Annotated in this window: 16 protein-coding genes and 1 riboswitch; of the genes, 7 read left to right on the top strand and 9 right to left on the bottom strand. The window is 50.1% G+C overall.

The window, feature by feature from the left end:
- Positions 1 to 423 precede the first annotated feature (423 nt).
- From hemG to C9J01_RS25270, 3 genes are read right to left on the bottom strand one after another with little or no spacing between them, the layout of a single operon-like run.
- Entirely contained in the window at positions 424 to 948 is a 525-nt protein-coding gene (gene hemG, locus C9J01_RS25280; RefSeq protein WP_107300866.1) for a menaquinone-dependent protoporphyrinogen IX dehydrogenase, read from the bottom strand.
- A 19-nt stretch (positions 949 to 967) separates the two neighbouring features.
- Positions 968 to 2,425 carry a TrkH family potassium uptake protein gene (locus C9J01_RS25275; protein WP_107300865.1) on the bottom strand — a complete coding sequence of 486 codons (1,458 nt, stop codon included), beginning with the start codon at positions 2,423 to 2,425 and terminating at the stop codon, positions 968 to 970.
- Positions 2,426 to 2,459: 34 nt separating this feature from the next.
- Positions 2,460 to 3,092 carry a YigZ family protein gene (locus C9J01_RS25270; RefSeq protein WP_107300864.1) on the bottom strand — a complete coding sequence of 211 codons (633 nt, stop codon included), beginning with the start codon at positions 3,090 to 3,092 and terminating at the stop codon, positions 2,460 to 2,462.
- Positions 3,093 to 3,531: 439 nt separating this feature from the next.
- Here C9J01_RS25270 and fadB point away from each other — a divergent pair, with 439 nt between their 5' ends.
- The 3 genes from fadB to acuI all read left to right on the top strand — a co-directional run bounded on the left by fadB (position 3,532) and on the right by acuI (position 8,030).
- Entirely contained in the window at positions 3,532 to 5,694 is a 2,163-nt protein-coding gene (fadB, locus tag C9J01_RS25265; protein ID WP_107300863.1) for a fatty acid oxidation complex subunit alpha FadB, read from the top strand.
- Between the two features lie 27 nt (positions 5,695 to 5,721).
- Complete coding sequence (gene fadA, locus C9J01_RS25260; RefSeq protein ID WP_107300862.1) at positions 5,722 to 6,888, top strand: acetyl-CoA C-acyltransferase FadA; 1,167 nt, start codon at positions 5,722 to 5,724, stop codon at positions 6,886 to 6,888.
- A 161-nt stretch (positions 6,889 to 7,049) separates the two neighbouring features.
- Complete coding sequence (acuI, locus tag C9J01_RS25255) at positions 7,050 to 8,030, top strand: acrylyl-CoA reductase (NADPH) (protein WP_107300861.1); 981 nt, start codon at positions 7,050 to 7,052, stop codon at positions 8,028 to 8,030.
- Between the two features lie 59 nt (positions 8,031 to 8,089).
- On the opposite strand, the gene C9J01_RS25250 is transcribed toward acuI, so the two are convergent.
- Both C9J01_RS25250 and C9J01_RS25245 read right to left on the bottom strand, forming a co-directional pair.
- Positions 8,090 to 9,031, bottom strand: coding sequence for a LysR family transcriptional regulator (locus C9J01_RS25250; protein WP_107300860.1), 942 nt, complete (start codon positions 9,029 to 9,031; stop codon positions 8,090 to 8,092).
- 147 nt (positions 9,032 to 9,178) lie between these two features.
- Positions 9,179 to 9,361: a hypothetical protein gene (locus tag C9J01_RS25245; protein WP_107300859.1), complete on the bottom strand. Its 183-nt coding sequence runs from the start codon at positions 9,359 to 9,361 to the stop codon at positions 9,179 to 9,181.
- Positions 9,362 to 9,500: 139 nt separating this feature from the next.
- Between C9J01_RS25245 and tusA the strand changes: the two genes are divergently transcribed.
- Positions 9,501 to 9,749 (top strand): sulfurtransferase TusA, encoded by a 249-nt coding sequence (gene tusA / locus C9J01_RS25240; protein ID WP_107300858.1) that lies wholly within the window; start codon positions 9,501 to 9,503, stop codon positions 9,747 to 9,749.
- A gap of 59 nt (positions 9,750 to 9,808) precedes the next feature.
- Here the strand turns inward: tusA and C9J01_RS25235 are convergent, their stop codons facing one another.
- From C9J01_RS25235 to C9J01_RS25225, 3 genes are all read right to left on the bottom strand, one after another.
- Positions 9,809 to 10,069, bottom strand: coding sequence for a hypothetical protein (locus C9J01_RS25235; RefSeq protein ID WP_107300857.1), 261 nt, complete (start codon positions 10,067 to 10,069; stop codon positions 9,809 to 9,811).
- A 176-nt stretch (positions 10,070 to 10,245) separates the two neighbouring features.
- Positions 10,246 to 10,803, bottom strand: a complete 558-nt coding sequence (locus tag C9J01_RS25230) for a TMEM165/GDT1 family protein (protein ID WP_107300856.1) — start codon at positions 10,801 to 10,803, stop codon at positions 10,246 to 10,248.
- A gap of 93 nt (positions 10,804 to 10,896) precedes the next feature.
- Positions 10,897 to 11,000, bottom strand: a riboswitch (yybP-ykoY riboswitch).
- Between the two features lie 90 nt (positions 11,001 to 11,090).
- Positions 11,091 to 11,885, bottom strand: a complete 795-nt coding sequence (locus C9J01_RS25225) for a YiaD family glycine zipper/OmpA-like lipoprotein (protein WP_473805719.1) — start codon at positions 11,883 to 11,885, stop codon at positions 11,091 to 11,093.
- A gap of 180 nt (positions 11,886 to 12,065) precedes the next feature.
- On the opposite strand from C9J01_RS25225, the gene glyQ reads away from it, so the two are divergent.
- The 3 genes from glyQ to C9J01_RS25210 all read left to right on the top strand — a co-directional run bounded on the left by glyQ (position 12,066) and on the right by C9J01_RS25210 (position 16,725).
- Complete coding sequence (gene glyQ / locus C9J01_RS25220; protein WP_039463466.1) at positions 12,066 to 12,977, top strand: glycine--tRNA ligase subunit alpha; 912 nt, start codon at positions 12,066 to 12,068, stop codon at positions 12,975 to 12,977.
- A 9-nt stretch (positions 12,978 to 12,986) separates the two neighbouring features.
- Complete coding sequence (gene glyS, locus C9J01_RS25215) at positions 12,987 to 15,056, top strand: glycine--tRNA ligase subunit beta (RefSeq protein WP_107300855.1); 2,070 nt, start codon at positions 12,987 to 12,989, stop codon at positions 15,054 to 15,056.
- A gap of 418 nt (positions 15,057 to 15,474) precedes the next feature.
- Complete coding sequence (locus C9J01_RS25210) at positions 15,475 to 16,725, top strand: valine--pyruvate transaminase (RefSeq protein WP_107300854.1); 1,251 nt, start codon at positions 15,475 to 15,477, stop codon at positions 16,723 to 16,725.
- Positions 16,726 to 17,384: 659 nt separating this feature from the next.
- On the opposite strand, the gene ibpA is transcribed toward C9J01_RS25210, so the two are convergent.
- Positions 17,385 to 17,825 (bottom strand): small heat shock chaperone IbpA, encoded by a 441-nt coding sequence (gene ibpA, locus C9J01_RS25205; protein WP_107300853.1) that lies wholly within the window; start codon positions 17,823 to 17,825, stop codon positions 17,385 to 17,387.
- Between the last annotated feature and the right edge of the window lie 111 nt (positions 17,826 to 17,936).

Below are 17,936 nucleotides of genomic sequence, written 5' to 3'. Positions count from 1 at the left end.
TAAGCGCACCCGAAGGATTGTTTATGTCGCTGCCGCTCGACTTGCATGTGTTAGGCCTGCCGCCAGCGTTCAATCTGAGCCATGATCAAACTCTTCAATTAAAGTTTTGGCTCAATGAATACTGTTATTACTTATTTCTAAGTAAGAATTGACTGTGCCGATATAGCCGAAGCTATTTCGTATTGGTCACTCAGTTTCATTGATAATTCTTTTGTTGACTATCATTTCACGAGTGCCCACACAGATTGCATGGTCAAATTGTTAAAGAACAATCCGCTACGTTGCCGGCTTAATTTGCCGTGCTCCGTGTCGGTGAGGTGGCATTATAGAGAGTTCGATCACGTTGGCAAGGGTCTTTTTTAAAAAAAACAACCAAACTTGACAGTTCGAACAAAAAACAGCCAAAACCATCAAAAAGCCAGCTTAAAAGGCTTTGAACTGGTCTGCAAACGCCTCTACTTTTTGCCAATCCGTATATTCGACTTCCTTGCTGGTATCGGTTTCACCACCAGTAATGCGCATAATGAACTGGATCATCACTCGGTCAAACCAACCGTACCGTGGATAACGCAATGCTCCGGCAAAAACGGCTTGCAAAGCGGGTTGCCATGGCGACTTCTTGAGGAACGTCTTCATATAGACACTCGTCTCAGGTGTATTCTTCCCTTCTTTACGGGCTGTCAGGTTTACACAGAAAAAGCCAACTTTATGTTGCTTCAATGCAGCGAGGTTCTGATCGATAAATTGATACAGCTTTTTATTAAGGTGGCCATAACGTATCGAAGCCCCAACCAAAATGCGGTCATATTGGTCAAAAGCAACGGCTGGCAGCTGGTTGACATCAGCCAACTCACACTGATACCCCTCGCCCAGTGTCTTCTCTATGTGGCGCAAAATTTTGATGGTTTGACCATCGCTGCTTGAATGAAGCAATAAGACTTTTTCCACGATGTTTCCTTATCAATTGTTAACTACGCCAAAACGTAGGAGTAAATAGCACCAGCAAGGTAAAGACTTCCAAGCGACCAAACAACATTGCGATGACCAGCACCCACTTGGCAGGATCGTTAATTTCACCAAAATGCACCGCCACCTCGCCCAGACCTGGGCCCAAGTTGTTCAAGGTTGCCGCAACAGCGGAGAATGCCGTGAGTTCGTCTAAACCGGTAGCAATCAAGGCCAACATACAGATCACAAACACCAAAGCATACGCCGAGAAGAATCCCCAAACCGCATCGACAACTCGCTGTGGTAGGGCTTTATTACCGACCTTGATGGTATATACCGCTCTCGGGTGAACCAATCGCTTGAGTTCCCTGACCCCTTGCAGCAACAGCAGGAACATCCGGATAACCTTTATACCGCCACCCGTCGATCCTGCACAGCCGCCGACAAACGATGAGAACAATAGCAAGACTGGCAAAAACAGTGGCCATTCAGAGAACCCGGTTGTGGTAAAGCCTGCCGTGGTTGATATAGACACGGTTTGGAACAGCGCCTGATCAAACGCATCATGGTATGAGTTATAGGAGTGGTGCTTGAGCAGCATGCCGAAACAGATCAGGAACAAAATCAACTGGGATGCAAAGAAAGCCCGGAATTCAGGGTCACGCCAATAGGTTCGCAGGTGAATGCCACCATTGGCAAAAGCCGCAAAGTGCAATGAGAAGTTACAGGCCGAAATCAGCAGAAACACCACGGTGATCATGTTTATCGTCGGGCTGTTGAAATACCCCATACTGGCATCATGGGTAGAAAAACCACCGATAGCCACCGTCGAGAAGCTATGGGCTATGGCATCGAATGCTGTCATTCCAGCTAACCAGAAGGCCAAGGCACAGCTAATCGTCAAGGCAAGGTAAATGTACCACAGCGCCTTGGCGGTCTCGGCAATACGTGGTGTCATCTTGCTGTCTTTGACCGGCCCCGGGATCTCAGCCCGGTACAGCTGCATACCACCGATTCCCAGTACCGGTAGAATGGCGACCGCCAATACAATGATCCCCATACCGCCAAACCATTGTAGCAACTGGCGATAGAACAATATCGCCTTAGGTAGGTAGTCCAGTCCGACAATCACGGTCGCCCCTGTGGTGGTCAGGGCCGAAAAAGATTCGAAAAAGGAGTCGGTCACTGAGAGATCGGGGGTTTTGGCCAGGATGAAGGGAACAGCACCGGCACTGCCGATTACGGTCCAGAACAGCACCACAATAAGGAAGCCATCCCGCGCCTTTAATTCCCTACGATAGTGCCGGTTAGGCACCCATAGCAATGCACCGCCTGCGAACAGGAGGAAAAAGGTCACGACAAATGGCAGACCAGCACCGTCACGATAGATAAATGCCACAAGGGCTGGTGCCAGCATGGTGACACTGAACAAGGCGAGCAGTAGCCCGACAATCCGGATTATGGAACGAAATTGCATTGCCTAATCGGCTCTCATATATAGTAGTGAAAAGTTAACAGGACGGCTCTGAACGATCGACTGCACTCACCTGCCCGCCACTGCGACTGAAAAGTGTCGCACTGAATGCCTCGACCTGGCGACGATCAAGTTCAATCACCAAAGTGACCTGTTGGCCATAGTCCGCTTCAACCTGCTGGCCGGCAAACTCTGCCACCAATGACTCCACCAGCGATACCTGATTATACTCGCAGCTGATCAGCAGTTCTGAAGTTATTAACTTTTCTTTGGTTTGTAGCACAGTTAGCGCTTGCTGAACCCCGCCACCATAGGCTTTGACCAAACCACCGGTACCGAGTTTTATTCCTCCCGAGTAGCGGGTCACCACTGCAGTGACCTCCCCAACGCCAGAACCACTCAGTTGGGCCAGGATCGGCTTTCCCGCCGTTCCGGATGGTTCACCGTCATCACTAAAGCCCCACTTCATCGAGTCTTCGGGCCGCCCAGCAACAAATGCCCAGCAATTATGCCTGGCATCATGGTGCTTATCTTTGATGTGTTGGACAAACGCCTTGGCAGCCTCGACGCTCGGAGTGTGTGCCAGATAGGTAATAAAGCGGCTTTTCTTGATTTCTTCTTCGAAAGTCGCACTGCTAGCCGGGATCAGGTAAGGCTCACTGACGGTCATATGCTGCCGTATTTCTCTGTTATTGATGGAATCTCTCAGGATACCATATCACCGGTAGTTGCTGTATCTACTGGACAGGACAAGGGCTAAAGGGAATGAATAAACAAAATCCTTTGGTGGAATAATAGCTACCGCTCCGAGCATAAAACTATGCGCCTTACTATCTATAAATTACTCATTACAACAAAAAAACAACATAACACCACTTCCCCCCTTCCATTTCAATAACCCATTAAGCAACTGAAAATAAATCAAAAAGGCTGTACAAAGACTCAAAAACCACATCCATCGATGCTTTTACCCACATCAAAAGTTAAACAAATGTTTAAAATAGGTATTGTAATCGTTGCACAACAGGTTCAGACTATTATTTAACCTACTGACAGGTCAAACCAGTTAAATCAAATCCGGCACAGACTGGAACTCATGGAGATAGAAGATGATTTACCAAGGTGAAACCCTATCCGTTCGCTATCTGGAAGATGGCATCGCCGAGCTTAACCTCAATGCACCCGGCGCAATCAACAAGTTCGACCTCAAAACCCTGGAAAGCTTCAATGAAGCCCTCAATGCGCTCTACCATCAGAGTGATTTGAAGGGGCTACTAGTAACCTCAAGCAAAGATGCCTTTGTAGTGGGCGCTGATATCACCGAATTCCTTGGCCTATTTGCTAAACCTGCCGAGGAGTTGTCGCAGTGGGTCACCCATGCCAACGACATCTTCAATAAATTGGAAGACTTACCGGTTCCGACCCTGTCAGCGGTTAATGGCCACGCCTTAGGCGGTGGTTGTGAATGTATTTTGGCGACCGATTTACGCTTGGCAGATAGCAAAGCACGTATTGGCCTACCAGAAACCAAACTCGGTATCATGCCGGGATTCGGTGGTACCGTTCGCCTGCCACGCCTGATCGGCGCTGATTCGGCAATGGAAATCATTACTGCCGGTAAAGACAAGAAAGCCCTCGATGCACTCAAACTCGGTATCGTGGATGGTGTTGTCGAGCCAGAGCAACTGCACTCTGCGGCACTGGCTATGCTAAAAGATGCCATCGCCGGCAAACTAGACTGGCAATCCCGCCGGGCACAGAAAAAAGCACCATTGGCGCTAAACAAAATCGAAGCGACCATGAGCTTTACCATGGCCAAGGGTATGGTCGCCCAAGTGGCAGGTCCCCATTACCCCGCGCCGATGGCCGCAGTCAAAACCATCGAGGAAGCAGCCTGTAGTGAGCGTGATGAAGCACTGAAGATTGAAAACAAGCATTTCGTCACCCTCGCCAAAACCGATGTTGCCCAGTCACTGGTCGGGATCTTCCTTAACGACCAATACATCAAAGGCCAAGCCAAGCAAGCAGCTAAAGCCGGACAACCCACCAGCAAGGCGATGGTATTAGGTGCCGGGATCATGGGGGGCGGGATCGCCTACCAGTCCGCCCTCAAAGGGGTACCGGTATTGATGAAAGACATCAGCGACGCTTCACTGGATTTGGGCATGGGTGAAGCCGCTAAACTATTGAACAAACAACTCGAGCGAGGCCGTATTGATGGTCTTGGTATGGCTAAAGTACTCGGTGGGATCACTCCGAGCCTGCATTATGCTGGTGCCGAAGAGGCCGATGTGGTGGTAGAAGCCGTGGTCGAGAACCCGAAAATCAAAGCCGCCGTGCTCAGTGAGGTCGAAGGCCTGGTGGGCGACGATACAGTGATCACCTCAAATACTTCCACTATACCAATCAACTTGCTGGCCAAGTCGCTCAAACGCCCAGAAAAATTCTGCGGCATGCACTTCTTCAACCCAGTACATCGCATGCCGCTGGTTGAGATCATCCGAGGCGAACACACATCCGATGAAACCATCAACCGCGTGGTGGCCTATGCCGCCAAAATGGGCAAATCCCCTATCGTGGTCAATGATTGCCCGGGGTTCTTCGTCAACCGGGTACTATTCCCTTACTTTGCCGGCTTTAGCCTGCTATTGCGTGACGGAGCTGACTTCCAGCAGATCGACAAAGTCATGGAGAAACAGTTCGGTTGGCCAATGGGCCCTGCCTACCTCTTGGATGTCGTCGGTATTGATACCGCGCACCATGCCCAGGCCGTGATGGCCGAAGGCTTCCCAGAGCGTATGGGCAAAGACTACAAAGACGGTGTGGATGTGATGTTCGAAAATGAACGCTACGGCCAGAAGAATGGCAAAGGGTTCTACGCCTACAGTATCGACCGCAAGGGCAAGCCGAAGAAAGCGGCGGATCCTGAAGTTGGTGATTTAATTGCCCCGGTAACCGGTAATGCGACACCTTACGATGCCGAAGCGATCATCGCCCGAATGATGATCCCAATGATCAACGAAGTGGTGCGCTGCCTCGAGGAAGGGATCATTGCCAGCCCGGCAGAAGCAGATATGGCATTGGTTTATGGCCTCGGCTTCCCTCCATTCCGTGGTGGTGTTTTCCGTTATCTCGATACCCTCGGCCTTGCCAATTATGTCCAGTTGGCGGATAGCTATGCCCACCTTGGTGCCGTTTACGAAGTACCGGCAGGCCTGCGTGAGAAAGCAGAGCAAAACGGCCGTTACTACCCAGTACCGAGCAACGCGTAACCATGGCTTAAGGATGAGGAATTGAAAATGAATAACGTTGTAATCGTTGATTGTATCCGTACCCCGATGGGACGCTCTAAAGGCGGCGCTTTCCGCCATGTACGCGCTGAAGATTTATCTGCCCATCTGATGAAAGGCTTGCTGGCACGCAACCCACAAGTCGACCCTGGCAGTATCGAAGATATCTACTGGGGCTGTGTCCAACAAACACTCGAGCAAGGCTTCAACGTTGGCCGAAATGCGGCGTTGCTGGCCGGTATTCCCCACACAGTCGGCGCGACGACCGTCAACCGCTTGTGTGGCTCCTCGATGCAGGCGCTCCACGATGCCGCCCGCGCCATCATGGTGGGTGACGCTGATACCTGTTTGATTGGTGGTGTTGAACATATGGGCCATGTACCAATGAACCATGGTGTCGACTTCCATCCGGGACTATCTAAATCCGTCGCCAAGGCTGCGGGCATGATGGGGCTTACCGCCGAAATGCTCGGCCGGATGCACGGCATCAACCGTGAAATGCAAGATGCCTTTGCCGCCCGCTCCCACCAACGAGCCCATGCCGCGACCATCGAGGGCCGGTTTGCCAACGAGATCTACCCAACCGAGGGCCATGATGCGGATGGTCGGTTGACCCTATTGAGCCATGATGAGGTCATTCGCCCGGAAACAACCGCGGAGTCACTATCGGCACTACGCCCGGTATTCGACCCTGCCAATGGTACCGTCACTGCCGGTTCTTCCTCGGCCCTATCGGATGGCGCATCAGCCATGTTGGTAATGAGCGAAGACAAAGCCAAGGCCCTTGGCCTGACTATTCGTGCCCGGGTCAAGGCGATGGCGATTGCCGGTTGCGATCCATCTATCATGGGCTATGGGCCGGTACCTGCCAGCCAGAAAGCATTGAAACGTGCCGGTCTATCCATTGAAGATATCGGTATGGTGGAGCTCAACGAAGCTTTTGCGGCCCAGTCACTCCCATGTGCCAAAGATCTCGGTTTGCTGGATGTAGTGGAGGAAAAGGTCAATCTCAATGGTGGGGCCATCGCCCTCGGGCACCCTCTAGGCTGCTCGGGTTCGCGTATTTCCACCACCCTGATCAACCTGATGGAACATCACGATGTCCAGTTTGGGCTGGCAACAATGTGTATAGGTCTAGGCCAGGGGATTGCCACTGTTTTTGAACGAGTTGAGTAATCTTTGCGTATAAAAAAGCCCGCCCCGGCGGGCTTTTTTTGATCTACACCTAACATGCGCACTTTACATAGATTAAATGACTAACTTTCATTTTATTCATAGTTGTTTCAGGTCTACACTCATAACCACTTAAGACGCTTGTATTAATTCGGAGCATCCCTATGTTTAAGGCACTGGTTCTAAACCAAGAAGAGAAAAAAACAATTGCGACAATCGAACAGTTGGACGACAGCCACCTTCCTGAAGGTGAAGTTCTGATCGATGTTGATTACTCTTCCCTGAACTACAAAGACGGCTTGGCCATCACAGGTAAAGGTAAGATCATCCGCAACTTCCCTATGGTGCCGGGTATCGACCTAGCCGGTACTGTCGTCAGCTCTGAAGATACACGCTACCAAACCGGTGACAAAGTCGTGCTCACTGGTTGGGGTGTGGGTGAAAACCACTGGGGCGGTATGTCACAGCGTGCCCGCCTGAAAGCGGATTGGCTCGTTCCTCTACCAACCGGTATGGATAGCAAGAAAGCCATGATGGTCGGTACTGCCGGTTTCACCGCCATGCTTTGCGTACAAGCGCTATTGGATGCCGATATCAAACCAGAAGCCGGTGAGATCCTAGTGACCGGCGCCAGTGGTGGTGTAGGTTCGGTCGCGGTAACCCTATTGGCCCAACTCGGCTACAAAGTGGCGGCTGTCACTGGTCGTGTTGAACAAAATGGTCCGCTGCTAGAGAAACTTGGTGCTAGCCGTGTTATCGACCGTAGCGAGTTCGAAGAGCCAGCACGTCCGCTAGAAAAACAAGTATGGGCAGGTGCTGTCGATACCGTTGGTAGCAAAGTGTTATCCAAAGTACTGGCACAAATGGACTACAACAGCGCAGTTGCCGCTTGTGGTCTAGCCGGTGGTTTTGATTTGCCTACAACCGTTATGCCGTTCATCCTGCGTAACGTACGCCTGCAAGGTGTCGACTCGGTAATGTGCCCAACTGAAAAGCGTATCGCTGCGTGGGAAAAACTGGTTGAGCTACTACCAGAGAGCTTCTATGAGCAGGCTTGTACTGAAGTTGAGCTTGATGCAGCGCCACAGTATGCAGAAGACATTACCAATGGCCAGGTAACCGGCCGTGTCGTGATCAAGCTTTAACAGCTATTGCGAACATAACAACTGTTTTTAAAGCCGGGTTTATCCCGGCTTTCTACTATTTACTCCAGCCCCATATCATCAATACGCTTGGCGATCAGGCGGCTACATTCCTCTTTGACTATCGCCCTTAACCACTCCTGGGCTGGTGAATGTTCACAGCGCGGATGCCAGATCATCGAGTAGTCAAACGGTGTAAAGGCAAACGGCAAGGGTTTGACCACCAAGTCGTAGCGTTCTGCTACCAAGTAAGCCAAATCCGCAGGCACGGTAATGATCAGCGGCATGGTATCGACAATCGCCAATGCCGCCTCCAGGTGATAGGCCCGTAAGACCATCTTGCGTTTGGGCTGACCTACCAGGGCTTGCTCAATCAGTGCTTTTACCCCGTCACTAATTGCAATCATCGCGTGGGGATGGGCGAGATAGTCTGACAGGCTCATCTCCTCATCGGCCAACGGATGGTGCTTGGAGAGCAGGCACAAGACACCAACGCGGCCCAAGATCTCACTGCGCAGTGGTTCAACCGGCCCGGTCGGACGGCAGATCGCAAGGTCAGCCCCTTCATAGGTCAGCTGATCGGCCAATCTATCATGTTGCAGGGGCAGAAACTCAAACGAGACCTCAGGTGCCTCCTGATATATACGCGGCAGGGCAAACGGCAAAATGGTCTGCATGGCATAATCAGTCGTCGCGATGGCGAAGGTCTGATCACAACTACGCGGGTCAAATTCGACCGGAGACAACAACTGGCGCAGGGACTCCAACGGCTCGCCCAACGCCCGGTCGAACTCCAACGCTTTTTCGGTCGGGATCAGGTGCTGTCCCTGACGGGTAAACAGCGGATCGCCTAGCAAGTCGCGCAACCGCCCCAGTACCCGGCTCATTGCCGATTGGCTCAGGTTCAAGCGGGTCGCAGCCTTGCTGACGCTGCTTTCCTCTATCAGTACCCGCAACGCCACCAGCAAATTCAAATCACGACGATAGATGTCTTCTAATTCCACAATGGCTTACCTTGGCAGGAAAGTTTGGCGTCATTCCAAACAGGATATGACTCAGTCTGGTATTATTTTATCGTCCAGATAAAAAAAATCCCGCTATATAAGCGGGGAAGCCCAAGAAAACTGGGGGAGTGTAGTAGATGTGCAGTGTTAGCTTTCTTCTTCCTCGAGCTCGGGAGAATTGGTGAGCTCTAGCCAAAGTCCTAGCGCGGCGGCAATCAAACCACCAAGCGCAATAAAACTGGTCTCATTCGGCGCACGTAGCATCAGAGAGCAAAACGTAATGAAGCAAAGTACGCTGTAAATAGTCAGGCGATCCATCTGAGTCAACATAGTTCCTCCTAATCCTTCAGAAGACAAACGTTAACGACTTGTTAATAACGTTACACGTTTTGTTTTGATTTGCCAACCCTTATTGATTAATTCTTGCCCATAAGTATGATCACTGTCTTCAACAGAAGATGTAGATGCTATGACCGCTATTTTTGACAATCCCACCCACAGCTTGGAAGCAGAAGGACTTCGCTGCCCAGAGCCTGTGATGATGGTGCGTAAAACCGTAAGGAAAATGGCCGAAGGCGATACCCTGCTCGTCACTGCCGATGACCCTTCTACGACTAGGGATATTCCAAGTTTTTGCCGATTCATGGATCACACCCTGATCGCGGCTGACACCGACAGCCTGCCTTACCGGTACTTAATAAGAAAAGGCACCAACTGACCGATCAAAAAAAGGCAGCTCATCGAGCTGCCTTTTTACTATTCGGGAACCTTCAAGGCTCAATCCTCATTACGGTAAGAATCTCGCAGTTGGCGGTTAGCTTTATCGAGCTCGTGGCGCAGCTCGCGGATTTCCTTCTTCATCGGCAGGACATAACGCAGCCTAACCAAGGCATCTACCGAGAGGTACGTCGTCACAATGGCACCAACCACCATCGGCAACCACATATCCGTCAATACCATACCAAGAATATTCAGCGCCAATGCAAAGTTGAATAACCAGAATTGACTCTGGGGCGATATTGCAAGAAAACGGTTCATAACCCCCTCCTATACAGCGGCAACCGTCCAAAGGTACTGGTACCAACATATCACGCCAACTTCCCCGGCACTGCTGCCATGCTCACAATTTAAGTGGTTGTTATCATAGTGTCATCTTAGCTTGTGAGCCGGGCCCATCAACCGGGATGTTCCACGTGGAACACGGTTAGCGAAGATTACATGCCGAACGCGGCGGCAACAGCAAGACCGAAGAACAAGGCCGCTGTGATCTTTCGAATCAAACCTAACGGCATACGATCAGCGGACAACTTGCCGATCAATACCACTGGTACATTAGCCAACAACATACCAATCGTCGTCCCCAATACTACCCACATCAGTGCATCACTGTATTTCGCGCCAAGCATAGTCGTAGCGACTTGGGTCTTGTCACCGATCTCGGCAATGAAAAAGGCAATGAAACTGGCGACAAACGGCCCACGGTTGGAGATCTCCTCGTCATCATCGAGCTTATCAGGGATCAGAATCCAGCCGGCCATAACAACAAAACTCACCACCAATACCCACTTAAGCACTTCAGGCGTTAGGTAGTCGGCAACCACAACACCGAGCCAGGCAGCCAAAGCATGGTTGGCAATAGTGGCAAAGAAGATCGCCAGAATAATAGGGATTGGTTTGCGGTAGCGGCTAGCAAGCAGCAAAGACAACAATTGGGTTTTATCGCCAATTTCTGCCAAGGCAACCGACGTAATTGAGATAGCTAAAACACTCACGACATGCTCTTCGGGGCGAGGAAAATTTAAAGAAACCACAGGTAAACGCACATGCCCCACCCCGGTTCATGCTGGTTTACCGATGGTCTCGCCAAACTCACTAGTAGGATAAACGTGAGTCACAAACGCCATGAAGATTTTGCTTCAATTATGTTGACGCTTGTCTTGTCAGGACAAGAGGCTACTCCCCAAAGGTGCGGCAATTCTACACATAGCTCAGGCTAAGTACAAGGTACAAAAAAGGGCCCGTTAGGGCCCTTTTTCCAACCAAGATTATTCTTGTGGAATTAACCTTGTGGAGACAGCACGATTTCTACTCGGCGGTTCTGGGCACGGCCCTGTTCGTTTTCGTTAGACGCAATCGGGTGTGATTCACCCATACCTTTTGTCACGATACGGTTGCTGGCTACACCACCACGCATAAGCTCGTTACTTACTTCGCTAGCACGCACCTGGGACAGGCGTAGGTTGTAAGATGCCGCACCTGTACTGTCAGTAAAACCATAAACATTTAGCATGGTTTCATCATATTCTTTGGCAACCAGCGCCACACTGCTAAGGGCGTTTTTAGCCTGGCCACTCAGCGCGGTGTCATCAACACCAAAGGTAATGGTGTTTGGCATGTTCAGGACAATATTGTCGCCGTCACGGGTTACGCTGATACCGGTGGATTGCAGTTGCTTGCGTAGTTCAGCTTCCTGCACATCCATGTAGTAACCGATACCGCCACCCAGCGCAGCACCCGAAGCCGCACCAATCAGGGCACCCTTACCACGGTCGCTCTTGCTCGAAGACGCAGCACCGATAGCAGCACCCGCCACCGCACCGATGATTGAGCCACTGGTCGCTTTCGCAGTTTGATCTTCACCAGTATAAGGGTTGGTTGTTGAACAACCTGTTGCAACCACAGCCGTTGCCGTAGCAAACACCAGGTTACGAATCCATTTGCTAGATTTAGCGCGATTAGTCAAATCCATATTGTTTACCTTTCTTATTCTCGGCTCTGGGCCGATGTCATTGTGTGCAGCGTCTTTGGCAAGCCAAAGCTGTTCATTGGCGGCAGTATTGTATCTGGCCGTCATTAGCTCATATCAGAACAATGTCAAAAAACTCCATACCCTGACAAGCTAGGCACATTAATTTAAGCAAATTAATCAAAGATGACCAAAAAACATGCACTCCCCCTACTAGCGCAGGGGTTGGCAAGGTATACTGGATCGTTACTAAAAATCTCTCAATCCATTAATCACGCGAAGCTGACAATGCAGAAATACGATATTAAAACCTTTCAGGGCATGATCCTCGCGCTGCAGGATTACTGGGGCCAACAGGGTTGTACTATTGTGCAACCTCTGGACATGGAAGTAGGTGCAGGTACCTCTCACCCGATGACATGTCTTCGTGCTCTGGGTCCAGAACCTATTGCAGCAGCGTATGTGCAACCATCACGTCGTCCAACTGACGGCCGCTACGGCGAGAACCCGAACCGCCTTCAGCACTACTACCAGTTCCAGGTGATCATCAAACCATCACCGGACAATATCCAGGAGCTATACCTAGGTTCACTAGAAGCCCTTGGCATCGACACCCAAGTCCACGATATCCGTTTCGTAGAAGATAACTGGGAAAACCCAACGCTAGGTGCTTGGGGCCTTGGCTGGGAAGTATGGCTAAACGGTATGGAAGTGACCCAGTTCACTTACTTCCAGCAAGTCGGTGGCCTTGAGTGTAAGCCAGTCACTGGCGAAATCACTTACGGTATCGAGCGTCTTGCAATGTACATCCAGGGTGTTGACTCGGTGTACGACCTAGTATGGACAGACGGCCCGCTAGGTAAAGTGACATACGGTGATATCTTCCACCAGAACGAAGTTGAGCAATCGACTTACAACTTTGAATACGCAGACGTAGACTTCCTTTTCACTTTCTTCGATCAGTGCGAGAAAGAGTGTCAGGAGCTACTAGCACTAGAGAAACCTCTACCGCTACCTGCTTACGAACGTATTCTAAAAGCAGGCCATGCATTCAACCTTCTTGATGCACGCAAAGCCGTTTCTGTTACAGAGCGCCAGCGCTACATCCTGCGCATCCGTAACCTCACCAAGCAAGTGGCTGAAGCCTACTACGCTTCTCGTGAAGCTCTTGGCTTCCCAATGTGCAAAAAAGACAAGTAAGGATCACGCATGGCTGAACACAATTTCCTTATTGAACTTGGTACCGAAGAGCTACCGCCAACGGCACTACGCACACTGGCAGAAGCATTTGCGACCAACTTCGAAGCTGAGCTAAAAGCAGCGGATCTCCCACACCAAGGTGTGAAATGGTTTGCTTCCCCTCGCCGCCTAGCACTTAAAGTTGCCGGTCTTGCTGAAAACCAGCCTGACAAGGTGGTTGAAAAGCGCGGTCCAGCTGTTTCTGTGGCATTTGACGCTGAAGGCAATGCAACCAAAGCGGCTCAAGGCTGGGCACGCGGTAACGGTATTACCGTTGACCAAGCTGACCGCCTTGTTACCGACAAAGGTGAATGGCTGCTGTTCAAACAAGAAGTCAAAGGCCAAGCGGCTGACGCACTGCTTTGCGACATGGCAGCAAACGCTCTGGCTAAATTGCCAATCCCTAAGCCAATGCGCTGGGGTGACAAAGACACCCAGTTTATCCGTCCAGTTAAAACCCTGACTATGCTTCTGGGTGACAAGCTGATCCCGGGTACTATCCTTGGTGTAGAATCTGCACGTACTATCCGTGGCCACCGCTTTATGGGTGAAGCTGAGTTTACTATCGACAACGCCGATCAGTACCCAGCAATCCTGGAAGAGCGCGGCAAGGTAATGGCTGATTACGAAGCACGTAAAGCCATCATCCTAGCGGATGCCCAGAAAGCAGCTGAAGCGGTTGGTGGTAAAGCTGACCTTGAAGATGAGCTGGTCGAAGAAGTAACGTCTCTGGTTGAATGGCCAGTGGTATTGACTGCATCTTTCGAAGAAGACTTCCTCAACGTACCGTCTGAAGCGCTGGTTTACACCATGAAAGGTGACCAGAAGTACTTCCCGGTTTACGACGCTGAAGGCAACCTAGTACCGAAGTTCATCTTCGTAACCAACATCATCTCGAAAGATCCTCAGCAAATCATCGAAGGTAACGAGAAAGTTGTCCGCCCTCGCCTTGCTGATGCCGAGTTCTTCTTCAACACCGACCGTAAGCGCCCGCTGATCGATCGTCTGCCTGAACTAGAAACGGCTATCTTCCAGAAGCAGCTGGGTACCATCAAAGACAAGACTGACCGTATCACAGAGCTAGCTGGTTACATTGCCGAGAAGATCGATGCCGATGTGACTAATGCTAAGCGTGCTGGCCTGCTAGCCAAGTGTGACCTAATGACCTCTATGGTATTCGAATTTACCGATACCCAGGGTGTAATGGGCATGCACTACGCTCGCCATGATGGTGAAGCAGAAGAAGTGGCATTGGCACTAAACGAGCAGTACATGCCACGTTTTGCCGGTGACGAACTACCAAGCACTGGTGTTTCAGCTTCCGTTGCAATGGCAGACAAGCTAGATACGCTAGTGGGTATCTTTGGTATTGGCCAGGCTCCTAAAGGCTCTGACCCATTTGCCCTTCGCCGTGCTGCACTAGGTGTACTGCGCATCATCGTTGAGAAAGGCTACAACCTAGACTTGGTTGACCTGATTGCCAAAGCGCAATCACTGTTCGGTGATAAGCTCACTAACGCCAATGTGGCAGACGAAGTGATCGACTTCATGCTAGGCCGCTTCCGTGCTTGGTACCAAGACGAAGGCCACAGCGTGGATGTTATCCAGGCGGTACTGGCACTACGTCCTACCCAACCAGCAGATTTCGACAAGCGTGTTAAAGCGGTAACCCACTTCCGCTCTCTAGATGCTGCTGAATCACTGGCAGCTGCGAACAAGCGTGTAGGTAACATCCTAGCGAAATTTGACGGTGAACTGGCGGCAGATGTAGATAGCAGCCTATTAGTTGAAGATGCAGAGAAAGCATTGGCGACTGATATTGCATCAACACTAGCACAGCTTGCACCTGTCTTTGCCGAAGGTGATTACCAGCAAGCATTGTCTGAGTTGGCTAACCTGCGCGAGCCAGTTGATGCGTTCTTCGATAACGTAATGGTTATGGCCGATGACGAGAAACTAAAAGTGAACCGTCTGACTATGCTGAACCAACTACGTAACGAGTTCCTAAAAGTGGCTGATATTTCGCTACTACAAAAGTAATCGCGAACTCGCTAATTGTAATCTCAAGCCCCGGTTTAACCCGGGGCTTTTTTTGGCCATTGCCACACCTTGAGTTTCCCATCCTCGCCTATTTCCTTGCCTAACAACGATATTGTTCCCAGCCAAATTAAACCATGCCCCTACTTCGCTGTTTCACGTGAAACGCAGTAACAATAGCACTTAAAATCGACACCGTTTCACGTGGAACAATATAGTAATCAATATCAGAACCTGCGCAGCTAGACTTTGTATTGAAGCAGAGATCCTCACTGGGATGGCAACAAAATGATGGGAAGGGGATCTAGTGTTACAAAGGGTTTAATAAAACGCTTTGTTAAGGTATGTTGACGAACAGCACAACATAAACCATAACCATATCGCATAAGATAAACACAACGCCCCGAGGTCAGAAGTAAAGATGGAGTTTTCTACATTTGGTGACAAGTTCGCCCGCTACTCAGGTATCACCCAGTTAATGGATGATTTGAACGATGGATTACGCAACCCCGATGCCATCATGCTCGGCGGCGGTAACCCAGCCCAAATCCCTGAAATGGTAGAGTACTTCAACCAGCTCTGCAGCCAGATGGCAGCAACGGGTGAGCTGACGCAGGCACTGACCAATTACGACGGCCCGCAGGGAAAAAATATTTTTATCAATGCCCTCGCCGAGCTATTAAAATCTCGCTATGGATGGGACATCAGTGCCAAGAATATCGCGCTGACCAACGGGAGCCAAAGTGCCTTCTTCAACCTGTTTAACCTATTGGCTGGCCAGTTCAAGGACGGCACCAAAAAGAAAATCCTACTGCCATTGGCACCGGAGTACATCGGCTATGGGGACTCGGGTTTAAGCGAAGATATGTTTATCTCGTACAAGCCTGAAATCAGCCTACTTGAAAATGGCCTGTTCAAATACCATGTGGACTTCAAGCACTTGGTGGTTGATGACAGTATCGGTGCCATCTGTGCCTCTCGCCCGACCAACCCCACGGGGAATGTCCTGACCGACGAAGAAATCCACCACCTTGACCAGTTGGCCCGAGAACACCAGATCCCACTCATCATTGATAATGCCTACGGAATGCCGTTCCCAGATATTATTTTTGAAGATGTCACCCCATTCTGGAACGACAACACTATCTTGTGCATGAGCCTATCTAAGCTTGGCTTGCCGGGTGTCCGATGCGGAATTGTGGTTGCCAGCGAAGAAATTGCGACAGCGATAGCCAACATGAATGGCGTACTCAGCTTGGCACCGGGCAGTGTCGGCCCAGCTATCGGTTACAAGATGATTGAGCAAAATGACCTGATGCGCCTTAGCGAAGATGTCATCAAACCTTTCTACCTGCGCAAGTCCAAGCATGCAGTTGAGATGTTGCAACAGGCTATTACTGATTCCCGATTTAGGATCCACAAACCCGAAGGCGCAATGTTCCTGTGGCTGTGGTTCAAGGATTTGCCAATTAGCACCATGGAATTATATCGCCGCCTGAAAGCCCGGGGGGTGCTCATTGTGCCTGGGGAATATTTCTTTATTGGCCTTGATGAGGACTGGCAGCACGGTCACGAATGCCTACGTATGAACTACGTACAAGAAGATGAAGTAATGCGTAAGGGCATTGCTATCATTGCTGAGGAAGTGGAAAAAGCCTACCAAGAACACTAACCCCCCAGCACTTACAACGATGCAGTTTAGACAGGCTACTCCGGTAGCCTGTTTTGTTTTCGCCACCAACAAAAGAGCTCAATGAACAATGTGGCTTGCTGCAAAAGCAAAGGCATTTTAGTAATGCTCCCACCAGCATCTTATTGACACAACGTTGATAACACAGGCCTTCCATCTCTAACGAGCAAACTGTTCATACTCCATTAGCTGTAAAATTATTCCGTGCAAATAACATCGCCACCTGCCACCTGTTGAGGTTTAGCCTTTTCGAACATCTGAGCATCGCATTGGTTTGTTGGTATAAGAAGAGTGGCTTCTCTAGAAGTTTGTTCTTTGTTAGATAGCCTTATCTTTTTCAACAAAGTTTCACGTGAAACAGGAAGGCAGCGTATCAAGGTAATTACGGAGATGAACGGATGTACCATCCTTACCAAGTAGCCTTTGTTAACGTAGAGCATCCTAACCAAGGTACTGGCTTTGAAATTGACTAGGCTGTTAACCCTTCAACCTTGTTTCAAGGTTAACTGTGCATGAGCCTGAGGTATCCACCAATGAAAGATAGTCGACTAAAACAAAGGATAGGAAAAAGGAAGAATAAAAAAGGCCAGCACGCTGGCTGACCTTTCACACCTCTAACGGAATAATATCACCGTGTAAGATTACTCGCTTTCAAGCAAGCGGCGACCGTTGATCGCAATCTTACGCGGCTTCTGCTCTTCAGGGATCTCGCGCTCAAGATCAATATGCAGCAGGCCATTTTCCATCTCGGCACCGACCACTTTTACGTAATCAGCCAACTGGAACTTACGCTCAAAGTCACGCTCAGCAATGCCTTGGTACAGGTACTGGCGTTCTGCCTCACCATTCGCTTCGCGGGTACCACGCACAATCAATTTGTTCTGTTGCTGGGTAATATCCAATTGCTCGTCGGCAAAGCCTGCCACAGCCATGGTAATACGATAGTGGTTTTCATCTTGCTGTTCGATGTTGTATGGCGGGTAACCGGCATTTGCGTTGGTTGCCGATTTCTCCATTTGGTTGAATAGGCGATCGAAGCCGATAGCAGAGCGGTATAGAGGAGTGAAATCTAGGTTACGCATAAACTTTATCCTTCTTATGAAGCAATACATTAAACGATTGAATTGTCGAAGTGGCTTTCCTTCTGCGGACAAGCCGGTCGCAGGCCCAATCTATGGCACCTTGCTCTTCAT

This window comes from Photobacterium rosenbergii, from assembly GCF_003026455.1.
GTDB classification, from domain to species: Bacteria; Pseudomonadota; Gammaproteobacteria; order Enterobacterales; family Vibrionaceae; genus Photobacterium; species Photobacterium rosenbergii.
The sequence above is the reverse complement of the archived record's forward strand: the minus strand, read 5'-3'. Positions and strand labels throughout refer to the sequence as shown.

What these genes read in the sequence shown, in the direction of transcription:
- C9J01_RS25275 (WP_107300865.1), bottom strand. Translation starts at nt 2,425, where the DNA reads ATGCAATTTCGTTCCATAATCCGGATTGTCGGGCTACTGCTCGCCTTG.
- C9J01_RS25270 (WP_107300864.1), bottom strand. Translation starts at nt 3,092, where the DNA reads ATGACCGTCAGTGAGCCTTACCTGATCCCGGCTAGCAGTGCGACTTTC.
- fadB (WP_107300863.1), top strand. Translation starts at nt 3,532, where the DNA reads ATGATTTACCAAGGTGAAACCCTATCCGTTCGCTATCTGGAAGATGGC.
- fadA (WP_107300862.1), top strand. Translation starts at nt 5,722, where the DNA reads ATGAATAACGTTGTAATCGTTGATTGTATCCGTACCCCGATGGGACGC.
- acuI (WP_107300861.1), top strand. Translation starts at nt 7,050, where the DNA reads ATGTTTAAGGCACTGGTTCTAAACCAAGAAGAGAAAAAAACAATTGCG.
- C9J01_RS25245 (WP_107300859.1), bottom strand. Translation starts at nt 9,361, where the DNA reads ATGTTGACTCAGATGGATCGCCTGACTATTTACAGCGTACTTTGCTTC.
- tusA (WP_107300858.1), top strand. Translation starts at nt 9,501, where the DNA reads ATGACCGCTATTTTTGACAATCCCACCCACAGCTTGGAAGCAGAAGGA.
- C9J01_RS25235 (WP_107300857.1), bottom strand. Translation starts at nt 10,069, where the DNA reads ATGAACCGTTTTCTTGCAATATCGCCCCAGAGTCAATTCTGGTTATTC.
- C9J01_RS25225 (WP_473805719.1), bottom strand. Translation starts at nt 11,885, where the DNA reads ATGACGGCCAGATACAATACTGCCGCCAATGAACAGCTTTGGCTTGCC.
- glyQ (WP_039463466.1), top strand. Translation starts at nt 12,066, where the DNA reads ATGCAGAAATACGATATTAAAACCTTTCAGGGCATGATCCTCGCGCTG.
- glyS (WP_107300855.1), top strand. Translation starts at nt 12,987, where the DNA reads ATGGCTGAACACAATTTCCTTATTGAACTTGGTACCGAAGAGCTACCG.
- C9J01_RS25210 (WP_107300854.1), top strand. Translation starts at nt 15,475, where the DNA reads ATGGAGTTTTCTACATTTGGTGACAAGTTCGCCCGCTACTCAGGTATC.
- ibpA (WP_107300853.1), bottom strand. Translation starts at nt 17,825, where the DNA reads ATGCGTAACCTAGATTTCACTCCTCTATACCGCTCTGCTATCGGCTTC.